16 protein-coding genes and 1 pseudogene are annotated in these 20860 nt (G+C 69.7%); 4 read left to right on the top strand and 13 right to left on the bottom strand.

Annotation, left to right across the window (positions count from 1 at the left end; genetic code table 11):
* Positions 1 to 56 precede the first annotated feature (56 nt).
* Positions 57 to 704: a DUF47 domain-containing protein gene (locus DXK32_RS11300; protein ID WP_114858595.1), complete on the bottom strand. Its 648-nt coding sequence runs from the start codon at positions 702 to 704 to the stop codon at positions 57 to 59.
* 165 nt (positions 705 to 869) lie between these two features.
* A complete protein-coding gene (gcvA, locus tag DXK32_RS11295; RefSeq protein ID WP_114858594.1) occupies positions 870 to 1778 on the bottom strand; it encodes a transcriptional regulator GcvA in 909 nt (302 codons plus the stop codon).
* 109 nt (positions 1779 to 1887) lie between these two features.
* On the opposite strand from gcvA, the pseudogene DXK32_RS33630 reads away from it, so the two are divergent.
* Both DXK32_RS33630 and amaB read left to right on the top strand, forming a co-directional pair.
* Positions 1888 to 3540 (top strand): annotated as a pseudogene (locus DXK32_RS33630) (thiamine pyrophosphate-binding protein); the annotation flags it as partial.
* Positions 3541 to 3594: 54 nt separating this feature from the next.
* Positions 3595 to 5097, top strand: a complete 1503-nt coding sequence (gene amaB, locus DXK32_RS33625; protein ID WP_114858647.1) for an L-piperidine-6-carboxylate dehydrogenase — start codon at positions 3595 to 3597, stop codon at positions 5095 to 5097.
* A 64-nt stretch (positions 5098 to 5161) separates the two neighbouring features.
* On the opposite strand, the gene DXK32_RS11280 is transcribed toward amaB, so the two are convergent.
* The 9 genes from DXK32_RS11280 to DXK32_RS11235 form a co-directional block, all read right to left on the bottom strand.
* Positions 5162 to 5359 carry a hypothetical protein gene (locus DXK32_RS11280; RefSeq protein WP_114858593.1) on the bottom strand — a complete coding sequence of 66 codons (198 nt, stop codon included), beginning with the start codon at positions 5357 to 5359 and terminating at the stop codon, positions 5162 to 5164.
* A 168-nt stretch (positions 5360 to 5527) separates the two neighbouring features.
* Entirely contained in the window at positions 5528 to 6445 is a 918-nt protein-coding gene (locus DXK32_RS11275; RefSeq protein WP_114858592.1) for a DMT family transporter, read from the bottom strand.
* Between the two features lie 195 nt (positions 6446 to 6640).
* Positions 6641 to 7147, bottom strand: a complete 507-nt coding sequence (locus DXK32_RS11270) for a copper chaperone PCu(A)C (protein WP_205215693.1) — start codon at positions 7145 to 7147, stop codon at positions 6641 to 6643.
* A 39-nt stretch (positions 7148 to 7186) separates the two neighbouring features.
* Positions 7187 to 7621, bottom strand: coding sequence for a DUF2946 domain-containing protein (locus DXK32_RS11265; protein WP_247877096.1), 435 nt, complete (start codon positions 7619 to 7621; stop codon positions 7187 to 7189).
* 157 nt (positions 7622 to 7778) lie between these two features.
* A complete protein-coding gene (locus DXK32_RS11260; protein WP_114858589.1) occupies positions 7779 to 9446 on the bottom strand; it encodes a response regulator in 1668 nt (555 codons plus the stop codon).
* A 9-nt stretch (positions 9447 to 9455) separates the two neighbouring features.
* On the bottom strand, positions 9456 to 10949 hold the full coding sequence (locus tag DXK32_RS11255; protein WP_114858588.1) for an ATPase domain-containing protein: 1494 nt from the start codon (positions 10947 to 10949) through the stop codon (positions 9456 to 9458).
* Positions 10950 to 11230: 281 nt separating this feature from the next.
* Positions 11231 to 11809 (bottom strand): hypothetical protein, encoded by a 579-nt coding sequence (locus tag DXK32_RS11250; RefSeq protein WP_114858587.1) that lies wholly within the window; start codon positions 11807 to 11809, stop codon positions 11231 to 11233.
* A gap of 102 nt (positions 11810 to 11911) precedes the next feature.
* Positions 11912 to 14554, bottom strand: a complete 2643-nt coding sequence (locus tag DXK32_RS11245) for a PAS domain S-box protein (RefSeq protein WP_114858586.1) — start codon at positions 14552 to 14554, stop codon at positions 11912 to 11914.
* A gap of 900 nt (positions 14555 to 15454) precedes the next feature.
* Positions 15455 to 16309 carry a hypothetical protein gene (locus tag DXK32_RS11235; RefSeq protein ID WP_114858584.1) on the bottom strand — a complete coding sequence of 285 codons (855 nt, stop codon included), beginning with the start codon at positions 16307 to 16309 and terminating at the stop codon, positions 15455 to 15457.
* A gap of 1037 nt (positions 16310 to 17346) precedes the next feature.
* Here DXK32_RS11235 and DXK32_RS11225 point away from each other — a divergent pair.
* Complete coding sequence (locus tag DXK32_RS11225) at positions 17347 to 18309, top strand: replication initiator protein A (RefSeq protein ID WP_114858582.1); 963 nt, start codon at positions 17347 to 17349, stop codon at positions 18307 to 18309.
* Positions 18310 to 18324: 15 nt separating this feature from the next.
* Here DXK32_RS11225 and DXK32_RS11220 read toward each other — a convergent pair whose 3' ends face one another.
* On the bottom strand, positions 18325 to 19206 hold the full coding sequence (locus DXK32_RS11220; RefSeq protein WP_114858581.1) for a LysR substrate-binding domain-containing protein: 882 nt from the start codon (positions 19204 to 19206) through the stop codon (positions 18325 to 18327).
* A 113-nt stretch (positions 19207 to 19319) separates the two neighbouring features.
* On the opposite strand from DXK32_RS11220, the gene DXK32_RS11215 reads away from it, so the two are divergent.
* Positions 19320 to 20369, top strand: coding sequence for a YeiH family protein (locus tag DXK32_RS11215; protein WP_114858580.1), 1050 nt, complete (start codon positions 19320 to 19322; stop codon positions 20367 to 20369).
* Here DXK32_RS11215 and DXK32_RS11210 read toward each other — a convergent pair.
* Entirely contained in the window at positions 20362 to 20592 is a 231-nt protein-coding gene (locus DXK32_RS11210; RefSeq protein ID WP_114858579.1) for an Ada metal-binding domain-containing protein, read from the bottom strand. The genes DXK32_RS11215 and DXK32_RS11210 overlap by 8 nt on opposite strands.
* Positions 20593 to 20860 lie beyond the last annotated feature (268 nt).

Below are 20860 nucleotides of genomic sequence, written 5' to 3'. Positions count from 1 at the left end.
CCATAACCGGGGCGTGTCCACACGCCCGCACGGTCCGTCCTCACGCCTGATCCCCCTCACGCCTGATCCAGGGTGATCCCTTCGATGAGATCGCCCACGTCGTCGCAGCGGTCGGTGACGGCTTCCAGCAGTTCGTAGACCTCGCGGCGGCCCAGGAAGTCGATCATCTCCGGACGCTCGGCGATCAGCGACTTCATGGCGTCGCGCAGGATCCCGTCGGCCTCGTCCTCCAGGTCGGAGATCTGGCCGCAGATGTGCAGGATGCGGTCGGCGTGGACGGAGATCTTGGTCAGCAGCGGCATGACCTCGGACAGCAGGGCGGCCTGCTTGCGGCCGATCGCCGCCATGCGCATCATCCGGTCGTCGAAGGTCTCGATGCCGTAGAGCGCGGCGAGGCCCGGTACCTCGTCCATCAGGTCGATGCAGTCGTCCAGCGCGTTGATCAGCGCCTGGATCTCCGACCGGTCGAAGGGGGTGATGAAGGCGCGGTGCAGCCCGCGCCCGGCGTCCTTGGCGACGCGGTCGGCGTCCTTCTCGATCCGCTTCAGCGTCGCGGTGCGGTCGGCGCGCTCCTCCGGACCGGCCTGCATGACGGCTTCCAGAGCGGCCGCGGCGTCGACGATGTGGCGGGCCTGCTCGATGAATTGCTCAATGACCCGCTCTTCCTTGGGCATCATGGAGCGGATGGCGCGCAGCAGCAGCATGGAAACGGTTCTCTCGGTCGGTTCTGCCGTTTCCTCTTAACGCCGGGCGCCATGAAATTGCAGCAAAAACGTCATACGGGCCGGGCCTGTCTGCCCTGACGAATCCGCCCCGTCCCGGCCCATTCCCCCGCCCCTGCCTTGCGAGGGGGAGTTTTCGCCGTGTTCTCAAGCCCTTCGCGCGTCGCTCACGGACTGCCCAAGCAACCACTCCCGGAACGCCACCAGCGGGGGGTGATGCGCCCGGGACGGCGGGTGGACGAGATGATAGGCGCGGTCCGGGTTGCGGTAGGGCCGGTCGAACGCCGGGACCAGCGACCCGTCCCGCATCTCGGCCTGGACCAGCAGGGTCGGCAGCAGCGCCACCCCCAGCCCGGTGATCGCCGCCTGGGCGGTGGTGGAGAACTGCTCGAAGAACATGCCCGCGCCTTCGTGCCGCTCGATGCCCTGGGCGGCGAACCAGTCCCGCCACGCCTCCGGGCGGCTGGTGGTGTGCAGCAGGGGCAGCGCCACGAGGTCCGCCGCCGCGCGGATCGGGTGGGCGGCCAGGAAGGACGGGGCGCAGAGCGGCAGGACCTCCTCCTCCATCAGCCGCTCGCAGACGGCGCCGGGCCAGTCGGCGGCACCGAAATGGATGGCGGCGTCCAGATCCTCCGACCGGAAGTCGAAGGGCTCCATCTTCGTCATGAAATGGATGATGACCTGCGGGTGCGCCGCCTGGAAGGCCGGCAGGCGCGGCACCAGCCAGCGCGTGCCGAAGGTCGGCAGAACGGCCAGCTTCAGCACGCCGCCCTGCGGCGCGGTCATGACCCTGAGCGTCGCCGCGCCCACCCGGTGCAGCGCCTCGCGCACCTCCGCCGCGTAGGATTCGCCGGCCGGGGTCAGGGTCACGCGCTGGTCGCGGCGCACGAACAGCGGAACGCCGAGCTGGTCCTCCAGCGCCTTGATCTGGCGGCTGACGGCGCCCTGGGTCAGCGCCAGCTCCTGCGCCGCGGCGGTGAAGCTGCCGGTGCGCGCCGCCGCCTCGAAGGCGGAGAGCGCGCTCATGGACGGGAGAAGGCGGCGTTGCAGACCCATGGGTCATGACTATAGCTCATGACCTGGGGAAAGAAAGTCGGTTGCGCGGGGCGGGGCCTCCCGCCAGATTGAGGAGGATTTGAACGCCCAGCCGAGGAACGAGCGCGCCATGCAGACCAATGGCAAGACCGGAGGCCAGTTGATCGTCGATGCGCTGGAGGCGCAGGGCGTCGAGCGTGTGTTCTGCGTGCCGGGCGAAAGCTACCTCGCCGTGCTGGACGCGCTGCACGATTCCCCGATCCGCACGATCAACGCCCGCCACGAGAGCGGTGCGGCCATGATGGCGGAAGCCGAGGGCAAGCTGACCGGCCGGCCGGGCATCTGCTTCGTCACCCGCGGCCCCGGCGCCACCAACGCCGCGCCGGGCGTCCATGTGGCGCAGCAGGACTCCACGCCGATGATCCTGTTCATCGGCCAGATCGAGCGCGGCATGCGCGGGCGCGACGCCTTCCAGGAGGTCGACTACACGCTCATGTTCGGCGGCATGGCCAAGTGGGTCGCCGAGATCGACAGCGCCGACCGCGTGCCGGAGATGGTCAGCCGCGCCTTCCACACCGCGCTCGCCGGCCGCCCCGGCCCGGTCGTTCTGGTGCTTCCGGAAGACATGCTGGTCGAGACGGCGGACGTCGCCCACGCCCGCCCGGCCCGGCCGGTGGACAGCGCCCCGACCCCCGCCCAGGTCACCGAGGTCGGGCGGCTGCTCGCCGGGGCGAAGCGCCCGCTGGTCATCGCCGGCGGCTCCCGCTGGACCGAGGACGCGGTGGCCTCGCTGCACGTCTTCGCCGAGACCTTCGCGCTGCCGGTGGCCGTCACCTTCCGCCGCCAGATGCTGTTCGACCACGCGCATCCGAACTACGCGGGCGACATCGGGCTCGGCATCAACCCGAAGCTGGTCGCCCTGGTGAAGGACGCCGACGTGATCCTGCTGCTCGGCGGCCGCTTCTCGGAGGTGCCGTCGCAGAGCTACGGGCTGCTCGGCATCCCGGAGACCGGCAAGACGCTGATCCACGTCCATCCGGGGGCGGAGGAGCTGGGCCGCGTCTACAACCCCGACCTCGCCATCAACGCCACGCCGGAGGGCTTCCTCGACGCCGTGGCCGGGCTGGAGACGCCGTCTTCCCCCGCCTGGGCCGGTCGGGCCGAGGCCGCGCACGCCGCCTACACCGCCTGGAGCGAGCCGCCGGCCACCATCCCCGGCGACGTCCAGATGGGCGCCGTCATGTCCTGGCTGCGCGACACCCTGCCCGACGACGCCATCCTGACCAACGGCGCCGGCAACTACGCCACCTGGATCCACCGCTTCTGGCGCTTCCGCCGCTTCGCCACGCAGGCGGCGCCGGTCTGCGGCTCGATGGGCTACGGCCTGCCCGCCGCCGTCGCCGCCAAGCTGCTCCACCCGGAGCGGGACGTGGTCTGCTTCGCCGGCGACGGCTGCTTCCAGATGACCGGGCTGGAGTTCGGCACCGCCGTGCAGGAGGGCGCCAACCTTATCGTGCTGGTCATCGACAACGGCATGTACGGCACCATCCGCATGCACCAGGAGCGCGATTATCCGGGCCGCGTGTCCGGCACCGCCCTGACCAACCCGGACTTCGCCGCCCTTGCCCGCGCCTATGGCGGCCATGGCGAGACGGTGGAGCGGACGGAGGAGTTCGCCCCGGCCTTCGAGCGCGCCCGCGCCGCCGGCCGGCCGGCCATCCTGCACGTCAAGCTCGACCCCGAGGCCCTGACGCCGAACCGCAGCCTGTCCGACATCCGCGCCGCCGGGCGCCAGCGCCACCCCTCCACCGGTTGCCTTACACCGAGGACCTTTTCCATGCAGCACCGCGACCTTCTCTCCCGCCTCGGCCTTGAGCTTCCCGCCGACGGGGCCGGCCTGTCCGTCCGCTCGCCCATCGACGGCGCCGCTCTGGGGGTGGCACCGGTCACCCCGGCGTCGGAGATCCCGGAGGTGGCCGCCCGCGCCCAGCGCGCCTTCGAGGCGTGGCGCTCGGTCCCGGCGCCGCGCCGCGGCGAGCTGGTCCGCCTGCTGGGCGAGGAGCTGCGCGACGCCAAGGAGGATCTCGGCCGTCTCGTCACGCTGGAGATGGGCAAGATCGTCCAGGAGGGCCTGGGCGAGGTCCAGGAGATGATCGACATCTGCGACTTCGCGGTCGGCCTGTCCCGCCAGCTCTACGGCCTGACCATCGCGTCGGAGCGCCCGGGCCACGCGATGCGCGAGACCTGGCACCCGATGGGCCCCTGCGCGGTGATCTCCGCCTTCAACTTCCCGGTCGCGGTCTGGGCCTGGAACGCCGCCCTGGCGCTGGTCTGCGGCGACCCGGTGATTTGGAAGCCGTCGGAGAAGACGCCGCTGACCGCACTCGCCTGCCAGCGCATCTTCGAGCGCGCGGTGGCCCGCTTCGGCGACGCCCCGGCCGACCTGCTGCAGGTCGTCAACGGCGGCCGCGAGGTCGGCGAGGCGCTGGTCGCCAGCCCGCTGGTCCCCATCGTGTCGGCCACCGGCTCGACCCGCATGGGCCGCGAGGTCGCGCTGAAGGTGGCGGAGCGCTTCGCCCGCCCGATCCTGGAACTGGGCGGCAACAACGCGATGATCGTGGCGCCGTCGGCCGACCTCGACATGGCGGTGCGCGCCATCGTCTTCTCGGCGGTGGGCACCTGCGGCCAGCGCTGCACCACGCTGCGCCGCCTGATCGTCCACAAGGACGTGCGCGACACGCTGCTGCCGCGCCTGAAGGCCGCCTACGCCTCCGTTCCCATCGGCAACCCGCTGGAGTCCGGCGTGCTGGTCGGTCCGCTGAACGACAAGGGCGCCTTCGACGGCATGCAGCGCGCGCTGGAGCAGGCCAAGGCCGACGGCGGCACCGTGAGCGGCGGCGGCCGCGCGCTCGCCGATCAGTACCCCGACGCCTGGTACGTGCAGCCGGCCATCGTCGAGATGCCGGGCCAGACCGACATCGTCCGCCACGAGACCTTCGCCCCGATCCTCTACGTCCTGACCTACGAGACGCTGGAGGAGGCCATCGCGCTGCAGAACGCGGTGCCGCAGGGCCTGTCCTCCTGCATCTTCACCACCGACATCCGCGAGGCCGAGAGCTTCCTGTCGGCGGCGGGCAGCGACTGCGGCATCGCCAACGTCAACATCGGCCCGTCGGGTGCCGAAATCGGCGGCGCCTTCGGCGGCGAGAAGGAGACGGGCGGCGGGCGCGAGTCCGGGTCCGACGCCTGGAAGGCCTACATGCGCCGCCAGACGGCCACGGTGAACTACTCCCGCTCCCTGCCGCTGGCCCAGGGGATCAAGTTCGAGATCGCCGGCTGATCCTGCCTGGACGAGAAGAAGAAGGCCGCCCGTTCCACCGGGCGGCCTTTTCTCTTTGGAAAGGTCAGTAGGCTTCGCGCGGAAGCCGTCTTGCGGGTCGTTCGGGGGAGGTGTTGCGGCGCAGGTGCTCGGCAATGGGGGTGAGCTGTGCCAGAACCTGCTCGTGGGTCAGGCGGTCCCGGCGCAACACGGCCTGGACCACGGGATCGCTCAACAGTTCGGCAACGCGGCAGCGCCACGTCTGCTTGGGCAGTCCGTTCATTGCTGTTCTCGTTGCTTGTGGGTTGAAAAAACGCCGGCCCTCACCGACCGGCGTACGGTACGCGGAGCATGTTACAGTTCGACGCGTACGGCCCGTGATATTTCGGGTACCTGAACGTCCTGTGTACGTGCCTCCGGCATAAGGAACTTAGCGGAAAAAAGGGACCGCTCAGCCCCCCTTCACCGCCTCCTTCGCTGCGGCCTCGCGCGCCCGCACCTGCTCGCGGTGGAAGATGTAGATGCCGGCGGCGACAATCACCAGACCACCGGCGAGGGTCGAGACGCTGGGCGGCTCACCGAAGACCAGCAAGCCGTAGAGCACCGCCCAGATCAGCGTCGTGTAGCCGAAGGGCGCCACCGTCGCCGCGTCCGCCACCGAGTAGGCGCGGATCAGGCAGTAATGGCTGCATGCCCCCAGCGCGCCGAGCATGATCATCAGCGCCGCGCCCGTCAGGTCCGGCGTCGTCCAGCCGAAGGGCAGCAGCAGCCCGCAGAGCACCGTCCCGGCCATGCTGGTGTAGAAGAAGGTCGTCAGCGTGGAATCGCCGCCGCGCAGCAGCCGCGTGACGATCTGGTAGAGCGCGTTGCACAGCGCGGCGGCCAGCGGCAGCAGGATCGCCCACTGGAAGACGAGGCTGGCCGGGCCGATGATGATCATCGCCCCGATGAAGCCGCCGAGCACCCCCAGCGAGCGCCGCCAGCCGACCTTCTCCTTCAGGAGCGGGACCGACAGGACGGCGACCAGGACCGGCGCCACGTTGGCGATGGCCGCCACGTCGACGAAGGGCAGGATCTTGTACGACACCGCCGCCAGCAGCGTCAGAACGGCCAGAAGCGTGGAGCGGAGGATCTGCATCCCAGGACGCTTGGCGATCAGGTGGCTGGGGGAGTTCACCGCCACCACGACGAAGGCGATGGCCAGATGCACCGCGAAGCGCGCCCAGGCGACCTCCGCGAAGGGATAGGTCTGCACGAGGACGCGCAGGGTCGCGTCCTGCGTCACGAACAGAAGCGTGGTGAGCAGCATCCAGGCGATGCCCGCCCGCCCGGAGGAGCTGGCGGCCAGAGCCTTTTCGGTGGCGGTCATCGGGCGGGGCTCATGGGCGGGGCGGTTCCTTCCTGTGGCGCGCCGGCCTTCTGCCGGACCGGCGCGCCACACCCTGCGCCCAAGGGGCCGGACGGTCAAATGCGATGCTGGTATATCAGTACCGACCACCACCAGCACCGCCCCTCGGTTGCGCCGCGCCAGCCCTGGACAACAGGCCGGCACGGCGCAACGCCATCAATGCTTGTGCTGCGTGCCGCCGGCCTGCGGCCCGCTGGCACCGCCGTGGGACGGGGCGGCGGAGCCGGCGCTCTGCACGTCCACCTGGACGGTGACCGGCCCGGCCTTCTCGAAGGTCAGGGTCAGCGGGAACGCCTTGCCCGGAGCAAGCGGCTGCTTCAGGCCGAACAGCATGACGTGCAGGCCGCCGGGCTGCAGCGCGGTCGGCGAGCCGGGCGCCACCTCGATGGCGTCGACCTGGCGCATCTTCATGACGCCGTTGTCCATCAGGTGGGTGTGCAGTTCCGCCTTGTCGGCGACGGGCGTGCTGGCCGACAGCAGGCGGTCGCTGTCCGGACCGTGGGTGCTCAGCACCATGTAGGCCGAGCCGTTCGGGGCCGAGGGCGCCGTGGCGCGCGCCCAGGGGTGTTCGATGTCGACCGGCCCGGCCTTGAAACCATGGGCCAGCGCGGTGCCGGCGGTCAGGGCGATCAGCGCGGCGAGCGCCAGAGCGTGCTTCTTCATAATGACGGTGTCCTGCAAGGAGAATGGTGACTCGAATGGTCAGTTGGTCGGGACAGGACGCGTCATTGGCGGGGCACGGGCGTTCGGGCGGAACACGCTGCGGCGGCGGAGCTTGCGGGTGCGGAGCGGGAACGCGCCCAGCGCCCCGGACAGGCGCGGCGGCGGAACGGCGACGTCCGCCGGGGTCAGCATCGCCGGCGGCGCGCAGCCGAGCTGGCAGCCCAGGCAATGCTCCAGATCGTGCTTGGGCTGATCGGGGGCGCCGGGCATCCGGTCCGACGCCCCGTCCGGTCCGCACATCGACGCCGCCCAGAAGGACTGCGCCAGACCGGCGGACAGCATGGCGACCGCCTGCCCCGGCACCGGCACCAGGATCAGCAGAAGGACGGCGGCCATCACCGCGGCCAATCTGGACCGCCAGCGGGTCGCAACCACCGCAGGCGCAGCGGCGCCTTCCTCGCGATGCCCGCTCACCCTGCCCCCCGCCACACAACGGCGAGAGGAGGCCGATGGCCGTGCTGACGTTGCTCCGTTCAAACCGGTTCCCATTCCACCCACAGGACGGATGACCGGTTGTAGGCGATGTGCGTGGAGCTTGTCGAGTTGCCGCCGCTCACTCAGAACCGCAATGTCAGGCCGAATCCTCGTCCAGCAGGATGCGGACCGTGTTCTGCAAGGTGTCCACGCCGACCGGCTTGCTGAGCATCCGCGTGCCCGCCCCCAGGCTGTCCGCTTCGAGGGCGGCGTAATGCGCATAGCCGGTCACGAACAGCACCTTCAGCCCCGGACGGAGCCGCCGCGCAAGGGTCGCCAGATCGCGGCCGGTCATTCCGGGCAGCCCGACGTCGCTGACCATCAGGTCGATCGTCGCGTCGGACTTCAGGATTTGGATCGCCGCCTCGGGTTCGGCGGCCTGCAGGACATGGTATCCCTGCCCTTCCAGAGCCTCGACCCACAGCATGAGGACGAGGGCCTCGTCCTCCACCACCAGGATGGTTTCATCGTTGCGGGACGGGTTTTGCGGCTCCATCTCCGCAGCGGTGGGCGACGTGTCGGCGCCGTCCACCCCGTCATGCTGGGGCAGATACAGGCTGACGGTGGTACCCTGGCCGGGCTGCGACCGGATGGCCGCGTGCCCGCCCGATTGACGGGCGAAGCCGTAGAGCTGGCTCAGCCCGAGGCCGGTGCCCTGGCCGATCGGCTTCGTCGTGAAGAAGGGTTCGAACGCCCGCTCCAGCACGTCCGGCGGCATACCGCTTCCGGTGTCGGTGATGCGGAGCAGGACGTAGCGGCCGGGAAGGATGTCCCCCTGCGCGTCCGAGACGGTCTCGTCCAGCACGGTGTTGCTCGTCGCGACACGCAGGAGCCCACCGTCCGGCATGGCGTCGCGCGCGTTGATGGCGAGGTTGAGCAGGGCGCTTTCGACCTGGTTGGCGTCGGCCCAGGTTCGCCAAAGCCCGTCGGCCAGGATCGTCTCCACCCGGATCGACTCGCCGACGGATTGCTGGATCAGGCCGCTCATGGCGGTGGCCAGAGCGTTCAGGTCCAGGCTGCGCGGCGTCAGCGGCTGGCGCCGGGCGAAGGCCAGAAGATGCCGGGTGAGCGCCGCCGCGCGGTCGCCCGCCGTGATGGCCATGGCGACGTGCCGCAGCAGCGGTTCGTCGGTGGACAGCGCGCCCCGCAGCAGATGCAGGTTGCCGAGCATGACCTGCAACAGGTTGTTGAAGTCATGGGCGATCCCGCCGGTGAGCTGGCCGACGGCCTCCATCTTCTGGGCCTGCTGCAACGCCTCCTCGGCCTTCCGGCGCTCCTGCATTTCGGATTGCAGGGACCGGGTGCGTTCCGCCACCCGACTTTCCAATTGGTCGTTGGCCCGCTCGATGTCGGCCAGAAGCGTCCGCATGCGATATTGGCGCAGACGTGTTCGCGCCGCGGACTGCACGGCACTTTGCAGCGCTTCGGCGTACAAGGGCGGGTCCAGCAGCGTGACGTTGCCGAGTCGCTGGAACTGCGCCCAACGCGCCTTGCTGGCCGACCGGTTGCCGCGCGCGGTCAGCACCAGAACGGGCAAGTCCGACCAGGGCGGCTGGGCGTCCAGTTGGGCGACCAAGGGCTCCATCCCGGCCCTCGGCAACGCGCCTTCGGAGAGGATCAGGGCCGTGACATCCCTCGTCAGGCCATCGCACAGGGCGGGCAGATCGGCGCAGAGCCGCGTGGTCATGCCGATCTCGTCCAGCACGAGGCGGATGACCTCCGCGTCCCGGCCATGCGGGGCGAGCACGAGGATCGGGGCGTCCATGCGCTGCCGTCAACCCGTCTCGCTCTGTCCGCGCAACAACGGGTCCGCCACCCCATCATAGCTGGGCACGCCGGTCAGCACGCCCTGGAACTCCAGAAGCTGCGGGCCGACCTGCATGCCGTCGGGGAACAGACGGAACTCGCGGATCGCCAGTTCATGGACGCCGGTGCGCTTCTTGACCACCGAGATCGCCTTGCGCACCTGTCCCACCGCCTCGAAGAAGCGCAGCAGAACCACCGTGTCGCTCATGAAGGACAGGTCCACAGGGTTCTGGATGTCGCCGACGATCCCCTGCTGGGCGAGGATGAGGATGGTCACGACGCCCTGGTTGTTCAGATAGGTCAGCAGCTCATGCATCTGCAGGATGAGCGCCTTTTCCTCCGGCATGGTGCTGAGATACGAATTGAGGCTGTCGATCACCACGACGCGCGCCTTGTGGTCCTCCACCTGACGGCGGACCTGCCAGACGAACTGGCCGGGCGACAGGCGCGACGGGTTCGCGCGTTCCCAGCCCAACTCGCCCTTGTGCACCGCCTCCTCGATGTCGATGCCGAGCGCGGTGCTGCGCAGCGCCAAGGTTTCAAAGGACTCGTCGAAGGAGAAATAGGCGGCGTGCTCGCCGCGGCGCACCGCCGCCGCGACATATTGCAGGGCGATGGACGACTTGCCGACGCCCGATGGGCCGACGAGCATCGTCGTCGTGCCGCGCGTCAAACCGCCGCCCATCAGCTCGTCGAGACCGTTCAGGTCGCTCGACACCGCGGTCGGCTCGAACTGCGTCTTGTGTTCGTCGGCGATCAGGCTCGGGAAGATCAGCACGTTGCCCGGCGTGATGGCGAAATCGTGCCAGCCGCTCTGGTACTCGGAGCCGCGCATCTTGGCGATTCGCAGGCGCCGTCGCGCCGCGCCGTAGGAGCGCTCGATCTGCTCCAGGCTGACCACCCCGTGCATCAGGCTGTGCAGTTCCATGGAGCCGGTCTGGCTGGTCAGGTCGTCCAGCGCCAGCGTGGTGCACTGGCGCCCCTGCAGGAACTGCTTCAGCGCCAGGATCTGCCGCCGGTAGCGGAGCTGGTCCTGGGCGAGCAGGCGAAGCTCGGACAGGGAATCGATCACCACGAGGTCCGGCTTTTCGGCCTCGATCCGCTCGGTGATCAGGCGCATGGTTTCGCCCAGCTCCACCTCGGACGGGTAGAGCACGCTCTGCTGACGGTCGAGCTGCGCCTCCAGCGGAACGAGTTCGAAGATGCCGATGCCGTCGAGCGACCAGCCGTGGCTCTTGGCCGAGGCGCGCAGCTCCGTCTCGGTTTCCGACAGTGTCACGTACAGGCCGCGCTTGCCGTCGCGCAGGCCCTTCAGCAGGAATTGAAGCGCGATGGTCGTCTTGCCGGTTCCCGGCGCACCTTCCAGAAGATGAAGCCGCGCGCGCGGCAGGCCCCCCCTCAGGACCATGTCGAATTCTGGAATTCCGGTCAGGATCTTGTCCGTCTTGGTCGGCTTCGACACCCAGGTCTCCTCTTGGTCCGGCCCGTTGGCAGCGCCTTGCGCCACACGCCGCCGTGATGGTGAACAGCCCGAACGCCTGGACGGACGGGACAAACGCGCAGCCTCGGAGAACATTCGCGCGTCATGCACGCGGCTCCGCCACCATCAACCCAATGCCGGGGCTCCTGTTCCTTTGCGCCTTCGGGATCTCGACCGTCCGTGATGCTTGCGCATCACAGAGGGTTACCGCGATGTTGGGTGATGGTCGCGGGAACAACGCACAAACATGTCTTGCGCCGCCTTCAGCGGCCCGCCCCCAGCACGCGGCGCCGCCTGGGGTCGGGACCAAGCGAGCGGATGAAGGGCGGCAGCCCGCCGGCGGACCGGGTGTTGAAGGCCGCCTTCGGCGAGTCCCCCACGGCGGCCGTCTCCACGACCGCCTCTTCCGGAGCCGCCGTGGGGCGGAACCCCCGGGCAATCCACAGCGCGAAGGCGCCGGACAGAAGAAGCAGAAGCGGCGGCACGACGGCGCGCAGGCCCCAGGGCCACAGAACCTCCGCGCGGCGCGCCCAGCGCTCCGCCCAGAAACGCTCGGCGATCTGCCGCACGCGCTCGTCGCCGAGGTCCGGCGGGGCGGCGAGGCTGGTGCCGTCGGGGAAGTCCGTCCGCGCCACGACGCCCCGCCTCACCCCGTCCTCCACCACCGCCTCGTCGGCGGCGTAACGCTGGGGCAGGAAGGCGTCCCGCGCATCCGAATAGGCGTAGAGACCGGCGAACGGGTGGCGTCCGTGCAGATCGGCGGCGGCGAAGGCGGCGACCGCCACGCCCCACAGCAGGGCGGCGGCCAGCCAGCCGCGCCACAGGCCCTTGCTCCAGTTCATGTCCCGTCTCCCGTCGTCCCCCAAGGAGGCGGAAAAACTAAAGACCCGGCCGGTGGGCGGCCAGGGTCAAAAACCGGCCTTCGGTCGATCAACCGTCCCGGATCAAGCCGCGGGCTTGAGCAGTTCGCGCAGGATGTGCGGGGTGATCGGTTTGTGAACGAGGCGGAATCCGGCGCCGCGGATTTCGGTGATGCGTTCGGGCGCGGTGTCGCCGGTCAGCACCACGGCGGGGATGCGCACGCCGCAAACACCGTGGATGTCGCGGATCGCCTCCACTCCCGTCCGTCCCTCGCGCAGGCGGTAGTCGGCGATGATGAGGTCCGGCAGCCGACCCAGCCCGTGCAGGACGTCCACCGCCTCCTCCGCCGACACGGCGGCCACCACCTCGTAGCCCCACTGCTCCAGCAGGGTGCGCAGGCTGAGCAGCACGATGGCCTCGTCGTCGATGACCACCACCAGCCCCTGCCCGTCGTCGTTGGCGCGGTCGGGCGCGTTGCGGCGCAGAACCGCGCGGGCGCGCACGGCGGGAAGCTCCACCGAGAAGACGCTGCCCCGCCCGGGCCGCGAGCGCAAGGCGATCGTGTGGCCGAGCAGCCCGGCCAGCCGCTTGACGATGGCGAGCCCGAGCCCCAGCCCCTTGGCGCGGTCGCGCTCGGGGTTGCCGATCTGGAAGAACTCCTCGAAGACGGCCTGCTGCAACTCGTCCGGCACGCCGATGCCGCTGTCGGCCACCTCGATGCGCAGCACGCCGTTGCCGCGCCGGCAACCGACCACGACGCCGCCCCGCTCGGTGTAGCGCAGAGCGTTCTCGATCAGGTTGCGCAGGATGCGCTCCAGCAGCATCGGATCGGTACGTGCCCACAGCGAGGTCGGCACGACCCGCAGCCGCAGCCCCTGCCCGTCCGCCTGCGGTCCGTATTCCGTGGCCAGCCGGTCGAACAGCGGTCCGACCGCGCATTCTGTGACGCTGGGCTCGACCGCCCCGGCGTCGAGCCGCGACACGTCCAGCAGCCCGTCCAGCAGGAGCTTCAGCGCGTCCAGCGAATGGCCCATGCTGGTCACCAGCTCGTGGCCGGGATGGCCGTGCAGCTTGTCGCCCAGCACCTGCGCGAAGAAGTAGAGCGACTGCACGGGCTGGCGCAGGTCGTGGCTGGCCGCCGCTAGGAACTGGGTCTTCGCCCGCTCCGCCTTCTCGGCGCGGGTCTTCTCCCGCCGGGCCTCGTCCGCCGCGGTCAGGGCGCGCTCCATCGCCCGCTCCGCCGCCTCCTTGGCGGCGAGCAGCGCCTCCTCCGCCGTCTTGCGGGCGGTGATGTCACGCACGATTCCGGTGAAGCGCACGTCGCCGTCGGCCTTCCATTCGGCGACCGACAACTCCAGCGGGAACACCGACCCGTCCTTGCGCTGGCCCGTCACCTCGCGCCCGATGCCGATGATCCGGCGTTCCCCGGTGCGGTGATAGCGCTCCAGATAGCCATCATGGGCGCTGCGGTCGGGGTCGGGCATCAGCATGCTGACGTTGCGGCCCATCACCTCCTCCGCGGCGTAGCCGAAAATGCGTTCGGCGGCGCGGTTGAAGCTGTGCAGGACACCGGCCCGGTCGATGACCACGATGGCGTCGACCGCCGTGTCGACGATGGCGCGGTAACGGGCCTCCGCATGGGTCACCGATTCGCTGGCGCCGACCAGCGCGGCGCTGGCCTCGGCCAGGACGCGGTGCAGCTCGTCGATCTCGCGCACCGGCACGCCGCCGTCGTAGCGGATGGCGCGCCCCTCCATCAGGCTGCCGCCATGGGCCGCCAGTTCGCGGACGGGATGGGCGAGCCGCCGCGCGAAGATCCCCGCCGACGCCAGAGACACCGCCAGCAGGACCAGTCCGAGCCCCAACGCCAGCACCACCGTGCGGTTCAGCGGGTTGAGCACGGCCTCCGTCGGCGTCGCGGCCGCGAGGATCCAGTCGGCGCGCTGCGTGCGGTGGAAGGCGCCGATGATCTCAACCCCGTCCAGCGTGGCGCCGCGGTAGTTGCCGGTCTCCGCCGTGCCGCGCACCGCCAGGAACCAGTCGGGCACCGCCCGTCCCAGATACTCCGCATGCTCGCGCGAGCGGGCGGCGATGCGGTTCTCGCCGTCGATGATCACGGCGATCAGGCCGGACCGCGTCTCGAAGCCCTCCAGCAGGGTGCTCCAGGTCTGCGGATCGACCACCGCCGACAGGACGTAGCGGAGGCCGCCGTCGCGCAGCACTGGCACCATCACGGCGATCGTCGGCCGCTCGGCCGCCGTCGCGGTCACCAGATTGGACACCGCCGGCTGGCCTGTCGCGGTCACCCGGCGCAGCGCGTCGCGCTGGGGCACGTCCGGCAGCGGGACACCGAGCCGGACAGCGGTGTTGACGAACTGCCGCCCCGACGGGTCGATCAGAGCGATGTTGGTCCAGGACGGGTGCTGGGTCAGCGCCAGCGTCGCCCGTTCATAGAAGCCGGCGGTATCGTCGGCCGCCAGGGCGTCCGTCCGCGACAGCGCCCGCAGCGCCTCGATGGTCGCCTCCAACTCCCGGTCCACGACCAGGGCCAGCGCCTCCGCCGTGTCGGCCATGTTGTCGTCCACGGCCTGCCGCTGCTGCTGCACCAGCCAGCCGATGAGCATGCCGCCGAGCAGGAGCATCGGCACCAGCGTCACAAGGACGAGCCTCAGCAGGTACCCGCGCAGAGTCATCGGTTGCTGACGGGACACCGTCTTCAGCGGCATGGATGGACAATCCGAAAAGTTCGAGGCACGAACGGATTATCGTATCTTGCTCCCCCCTTTCGTGCTTCGCCACCGGAATTTGAAACGATGGGATGAGCCTGATTATATAGGCGTTATCCTGTTGGAGTAATGAAGGCTCTGCCAAGCCTTCGTTCCGTTGCCTCGGACCGCTGAACAGTCATGGAGCGCACTGGTTCTCTGGATGAACTTTTCTTACACGGCTTCTTACTGAAAAATGCGTATCCCTGTCCTTCGCATACCCTGGTATGGGCAAAATTGGCCAAGCGATCCCTTGTGAAGCTTTTCAGGAGCACCGATGTCGTCTGTGACAAAGGTTGCACGGAAGCCAAGTCCACCGGCGGATCGTCCGGCGTGGCGGTGACCGGAGCGGAAACAACCTCTGCCGGACGCGGCGGTGTCGCCGGAGGGGCCGCCAGGACGGCGGCCTGCTGGCGGCGGGCGGTTTCCGCCTCCTTCTCCTTCTGGCGGCGGCGATGGGCGATTTCACGGGCGCGGATCTGCTGCTCCTGGCGCAGGGCCATGGCCAGCCGGCGCAGGGACGCCGTCCCGCCAGAGACCGAAGCCTGACCGGCGGCGGCGCGGAAGTCGCCCACCGTGGGAAAACGCCGGTAGCCGGAGCGGAAGGAGGACCAGACGCCGCGGAAACCGGCGATCCAGTCCTCGGCGGGCCAGCCGGCCATTTCGAGAATGTCGGCCTCCAGCATGTCGGCGTCCGGAAGCTCCAGGCCGAAGCGGGCCGCCAGCTTCTCGATGCCGGTCAGCACATTCTCCACGCCGATGGCCGGGCAAGCGGTTTCAAGGGCGGCCTCGACCCGTTCGGCCAGCGCGCCAATCTCCTCCGGCGCGCGGTCCGCGATCTCGAAGCGCAGGTCGGCGCGCTCAAGCCGGGCGAGCGAGGCGATCGCGCAGGGCAGAGAGGACCCCGGCGTTGCGGGCAGCCACGCCATGTCCGGCGTCGGCGGGGCGGCGCTGGCGGGAAAGCTCGGAGAGCTGGCGATCAGGGCTGTGACGGTCATTCTGGTCGCTCCGGTTGGAGGGGCGGCGGGACTTGGTTTCAAAGGGGACGACGGTGCCTTCGGGCTTTTCGCCGTCCGGTGCCGCGGCGGGGGCGACCAGTTCGCGCGCCACCCATTTCCGCCAGGCGCCGGACGGGTCGGACGGGCTGTAGCCGTTGCGGGCGTTGGCCTTGCGGCACCAGGACACGAACTTGCGGGTCACGGTGGCTGGATCGACCTCCGGACGGGCCTCCACGGCCCAGGCCAGATCGGCGGCATCCGGCTGCCAGTCCTCGGCAAGGGCGTCTTTGGCGGGCTGGACCCGGCTTCCCGATGATCCAACCGATCCCCCCGCCCGGAAGGAGGAGGAGTTTTGAGAATCAGGATTCAGGGGATTCTCAGTCCTTAGGAGTCCGTCAGCCGGCTGACGGGTGGTGTCGGCTGGCCGACCGGAAGAGTCGGTGTCCTGCGCGCCCACCAGGGCATAGACCATCCCGCGGAAACCGCGTTCGCGGCGGGCTTCCACCAGGGACAGGTCCGGTGCCTGCAGCTTGGTCAACACGGCGGACAGCCAGGGACGGCTCTTGCCGAGTTCGGCGGCCAGCTCGTCCTGGACCAGACCGGCGCAGACGCCGGCGGCGTCCGCACGCGCGTAAAGGCCGGAGAGCACCGCGATTTCCGCGGCTCCGACGCCGGGCGCAGCGATCCATCGCCGGTACAAGGTCGTGTACGGGGTCATTGTCTTCCCATGATCCAGCGCTTCGATCCCGGCGGAAGACAAAGCGGGAGCGTCAGTGGAATCCGCGATTCCACTTGGTTTTCCGGACCTGCCCTGGCATCATGAAGTCGCCAAACCGCTGATGCGGGGTCCGGTTCTCCCGGTCTTCCATCGGTTTTCGACACTTCGGTGTGCACGAGGGCACAGGTCGCCAAACCTGTGCCCTTTGTGTTTCCGGAGGTCGTGTCCTCCCTTACCTCATCGTCGCCCCCTTCGGCGTGTCGCGGCGGTTCGAAGCCGCCAGCCTGAAAATCCCGGTCCGGCAATCCGGTCCGAAAATCCTGGCCCAAAAGCTATCGGTTCGGGCTGTGGTGAGCCCGTTACGCAAGATGTTGTCGTGGCCCCGACAGGCTGTCCACGATTCAAATGCGTGCGTCGGAATCGCTCCGGTTGCGCCGATGCCGGGGTGTGGAGTCAGTGGAATCAAGGCTTTGAGCCTTATGGAGCGGTGGCGGGCGACGTCCGGGTGTCGCCGTTCTGCCGAGAAACCGGACGGAAAACGTCGCCGTTCTGCCGAAAGATTCCAGCGCACGGCGCGCCACACCGGAGCGTCGGAGTCCGCCGGATGTCGCCGTTCTGCCGAATAATCTGGTCTGTGGCCCATCGGTGACTCCGGGAATCGGCCGAGAATCGGACTCCGACTCGCGCAACCGAGTGTCGCCGTTCTGCCAATGTGCTCCCCCCACAGCGGCCTCCGGACCCGGGGGAGTCCGGAAAGAGTCAGGGAATCCAAGCCTTTCAGAGCCCTTTTGTGGCTTGTCGGGAGTCCGGACCGTCAGAACGCGGACGCTTTCGGCAGGGAGGAGCCCCAGCGGGGCACGGCGTCCGGGGGAACTGGCAGAACGGCGACATTCGTCCGCACGGTCACAGCGTCGTTTCCAGCCGGTGAGGAATCTTTCGGCAGAATGGCGACGTTGGCGCCTGCGCTGTGGAACATGCGGGGCGTATCGGGAATCAATACCGTAACCGCCAGCGGCGCGGCCGGGGAGACTGGGTGCATGGACGACCACAACACCGACAAGGAAAACGCCGAACTGCTGGACCGTCCGGTCCAGCTGGCGCTGCGGCTGGATTCGCCGCTGCGCGGCGACGTGAACAACGACCGGGCCCTGATGGCCTATTCGCTGTTCGGCCTGTCGAAGGACAAGGTGGAAAGCCTTCCCACCTACGACGACGGCAAGGTGAAGATCGAGGTGCGCGCCCCGCGCGACGTCGGCGTCGCGACGATCTGGGACAAGTCGGTGCTGATCTACGCCGTCTCGCTGCTGCGCGAGAAGATGGCCGAGGGCAAGATGGGGCCGGAGGTGGGGAAGCTTCACTTCACCACCAGCGATCTCCAGCGCATCGTCGGCAAGACCGCCGGGGGCAGCGCCTACGACAAGATCGAAGGAGCGCTGGAGCGGCTTCAGGGCACCCAGATCAAGACCAACCTGGAGGCCGGCGGCGAGGGCGAGAGCGGCGCCTTCTCCTGGATCTCCGACTACAAGCTGCTGTACCGCCGCGGCAAGAAGGACGGTGAGCGGCAGGTGCGCGGCCTGACCCTGGTCCTGTCGAACTGGGTGGTGCGGGCGGCGCTGGGCAACAACCTGCTGACCTATTCGGAAGACTACTTCGCGCTGAAGCCCATCGAGAAGCGGCTCTACGAGATCGCCCGCGCCCATCTGGGGCACGGCACGGCCTTCTGGATGGCCCTGGAGCCGCTGCGCAAGCGGGTCGGTTCCGACAACGACCTGCGCAAGTTCAAGAACGCGCTCGGCCCCGTGCTCCAGGCCGACCGCATCCCCGGCTACGGCGTGCGCATCGTCGAGGCCGCGGAATACAAGGAGCTGATGACGGCGCGCGGCGCCTCGATCGCCCGCGTGCTGAACGCCGACCTGCCGGTGATCTTCTGGCGCAAGGACGCCGGCGAGCCGGAGAGCTGGATCGACATTCCCAGGGTCGAGTTCGACGAGGTGGTCTGACCCCCCTCCCCTGCCCTACTCCGCCAGCAGCCCGTCGCGGAAGGTCCGGGCGGCGTGGCTCAACCCGCGCTCGCGGTGGCGCAGCAGGCGGAAGGGGCGCTCGGGCAGCGGGAAGGGAACGCGGTGCAGATGCCCGGCTGCCAGCGCGCCGCGCGCCACCAAGTCCGACAGGGCGGTGGCTCCCGCCCCGGCCATCACCGCCGACAGCACCGCCTCGTTCGAGGGCAGCTCCAACGCCACCGGCAACTCCTCCGGCGCCCTGCCCCGCCCGCGCAGCGCCTCCTCGAACTCGGAGCGGGTGCCCGACCCGGCCTCGCGCAGGACCCAGGGGGAGCGGTTCAGCTCCTCCAATGGCAGGTCGCTCCGCCCGCGCCAGGGGTGGCCGTCCCCGACCAGCAGCAGCAGGCGGTCGCCGGGCAGAAGATCCTGGTCGAGCAGCGGGTCCGCCACCTCCCCTTCCACCAGCCCGAGATCGGCGGCGCCGTCCAGCACGGCCTTGGCGACCCGGGCGGTGTTGGCGGCCTTCACCGCGACGTCGACGTCCGGATAGCGCTGGTGAAAGGCGACGAGCCGTTCGGGCAGCCAATAGCCGGTGATGGTCTGGCTGGCGTGGATGGCGATGCGGCCGCGCTTCAGCGCCGACAGGTCGGCCAGCATCCGCTCCGCCGCCTCGGCGCGGGCGAGCACCGCGACGGCCTCGCCGAGGAACAGGCTCCCGGCCTCGGTCAGTTCGATGCGGCGGCCGACCCGGTCGAACAGGCGGACGGCGTGACGCGCCTCCAGGCTGGAGACGGCGGCGCTGACCGCGGACTGCGTCAGATTCAGGGAAGCGGCGGCCCGCGTGACATGCTGCTGCGTCGCGACCGCCACGAAGATGCGGAGCTGTTCGAGGGTCATGCGGTTCCCGCCGTTGCAATCGTTCGATTTAGCCGAACGATTCATCCACTATAATCCGTTGGAACGAACGATCCAGAGGGGGCAGCTTCCCGGCATCGGAATTCGAGGACACCATGCCGACCCCTGCATTTTCATCGCCCCGCCAGACCCTGCGCACCCTGTTGCCGGGAATTCTGCTCTGCTCCGGCGTGAGCGGCGCGGCGCTGGCCTTGCAAAGCCTCGAACTGCGGGTCTTCGGGCAGGCCTGGCTGGAGGCGCTGGTCCTGGCGATCCTGATCGGGGTGGCCCTGCGCAGCGTCTGGGCGCCGGGGCGGCGCTGGAAGGCGGGAACGGACTTCAGCGCCAAGACGCTGCTTGAGGTCGCGGTGCTGCTGCTGGGCGCTTCCATCGATCCGCAGACGATCCTGGCCGCCGGGCCGGGGCTGGTGGCGGGCATCGCCGGGGTGGTCGCGCTGGCCCTGGCGGTCAGCTACGGCATTGGGCGCCTGTTGGGATTGCCGCCGCGCATGGCGGTGCTGGTCGCCTGCGGCAACTCGATCTGCGGCAACTCGGCCATCGCGGCGACGGCGCCGGTGATCGGAGCGCACGGCGACGACGTGGCCGCGGCCATCGCCTTCACGGCGGTGCTGGGTGTTCTGGTGGTGCTCGGCCTGCCGCTGCTGGTGCCGTTGCTCGGCCTCAGCCCCATGCAGTACGGCGTGTTCGCCGGGCTGACCGTTTACGCGGTGCCGCAGATCCTGGCGGCGACGGCCCCGGTCGGCGCGCTGAGCGTCCAGGTCGGGACGCTGGTGAAGCTGCTGCGCGTGCTGATGCTGGGGCCGGTGGTGGTGGCGCTGGCCTTGATGGCGAAGCCGGAAGACGCTGCCCGGGAAGGGAGCGCCAAGACCCGCCTCCCGCTGCGCCGGCTGGTGCCCTGGTTCATCCTTGGTTTCCTGGCGCTGGCCGGGCTGCGGGCGGCGGGGCTGATCCCGGACGCCGCCCTGGCGGCCAGCCAGACCGCGGCGGGCGTCCTGACGGTGTTGTCGATGGCCGCCCTGGGGCTCGGGGTGGACGTGCGGATGCTGTCGCGGGCGGGTCTGCGCGTCACCGCGGCGGTGGTGCTGTCGCTGGCGGCGCTCGGCGCCATCGGGCTGGGGCTGATCCGGCTGCTGGGAATCATGTAAGCGTGGATGGCGGCGCGTCGGGGCGGCAGCGCTTGCAGGGGCGGAAGCCCGCCGCCTCCGCCGCCGTGGCATCGGGGTGGAACGCGACGTTTTCCCGCTTGGCCCGTCGCGACGGACAGGACGGCCGGCAATAGACGCCGGTGGTGCGCACCGCGTAGACGAAGCGCCCGTCACCGTCGCGGTCCCGGTGCGCCACCGCGCTCCACATCGCCTCCTCGTCCATGATGCCCTCCCGGTCCTGCCGCCGGGATCGTCGCCGATGCCGCGAAGCGGGGCCACCCGTTTCCTGCGCCGCGCAAAAAGACGACCGGCAAAAAAGACGGCCGGCAGAGGTCTGCCGGCCGCGAGGTTCGGGGAGGGAGGGATGCGAAGCGGGGGAGCCTTACTTCTGGATGCCGGTGACCTGCTGCTGCGCCTTGTTGCCGATGCCGGCGGCGAGGTTGGAGACGGTGCCGAGGTTCTGGTTGAACAGGGCGCCCGGCGCGCCGAAC

This window comes from Azospirillum brasilense (assembly GCF_003349955.1).
Classification (GTDB): domain Bacteria; phylum Pseudomonadota; class Alphaproteobacteria; order Azospirillales; family Azospirillaceae; genus Azospirillum; species Azospirillum brasilense_B.
Note: the sequence above shows the minus strand (reverse complement) of the source record. Positions and strands in the feature narration are given on the sequence as shown.

Bases quoted from the DNA above. Each gene is read 5' to 3' on its own strand.
- DXK32_RS11300 (WP_114858595.1), bottom strand. From the start codon at position 704: ATGCTGCTGCTGCGCGCCATCCGCTCCATGATGCCCAAGGAAGAGCGG.
- gcvA (WP_114858594.1), bottom strand. From the start codon at position 1,778: ATGGGTCTGCAACGCCGCCTTCTCCCGTCCATGAGCGCGCTCTCCGCC.
- amaB (WP_114858647.1), top strand. From the start codon at position 3,595: ATGCAGCACCGCGACCTTCTCTCCCGCCTCGGCCTTGAGCTTCCCGCC.
- DXK32_RS11280 (WP_114858593.1), bottom strand. From the start codon at position 5,359: ATGAACGGACTGCCCAAGCAGACGTGGCGCTGCCGCGTTGCCGAACTG.
- DXK32_RS11275 (WP_114858592.1), bottom strand. From the start codon at position 6,445: ATGACCGCCACCGAAAAGGCTCTGGCCGCCAGCTCCTCCGGGCGGGCG.
- DXK32_RS11270 (WP_205215693.1), bottom strand. From the start codon at position 7,147: ATGAAGAAGCACGCTCTGGCGCTCGCCGCGCTGATCGCCCTGACCGCC.
- DXK32_RS11260 (WP_114858589.1), bottom strand. From the start codon at position 9,446: ATGGACGCCCCGATCCTCGTGCTCGCCCCGCATGGCCGGGACGCGGAG.
- DXK32_RS11250 (WP_114858587.1), bottom strand. From the start codon at position 11,809: ATGAACTGGAGCAAGGGCCTGTGGCGCGGCTGGCTGGCCGCCGCCCTG.
- DXK32_RS11245 (WP_114858586.1), bottom strand. From the start codon at position 14,554: ATGCCGCTGAAGACGGTGTCCCGTCAGCAACCGATGACTCTGCGCGGG.
- DXK32_RS11235 (WP_114858584.1), bottom strand. From the start codon at position 16,309: ATGACCCCGTACACGACCTTGTACCGGCGATGGATCGCTGCGCCCGGC.
- DXK32_RS11225 (WP_114858582.1), top strand. From the start codon at position 17,347: ATGGACGACCACAACACCGACAAGGAAAACGCCGAACTGCTGGACCGT.
- DXK32_RS11220 (WP_114858581.1), bottom strand. From the start codon at position 19,206: ATGACCCTCGAACAGCTCCGCATCTTCGTGGCGGTCGCGACGCAGCAG.
- DXK32_RS11215 (WP_114858580.1), top strand. From the start codon at position 19,320: ATGCCGACCCCTGCATTTTCATCGCCCCGCCAGACCCTGCGCACCCTG.
- DXK32_RS11210 (WP_114858579.1), bottom strand. From the start codon at position 20,592: ATGGACGAGGAGGCGATGTGGAGCGCGGTGGCGCACCGGGACCGCGAC.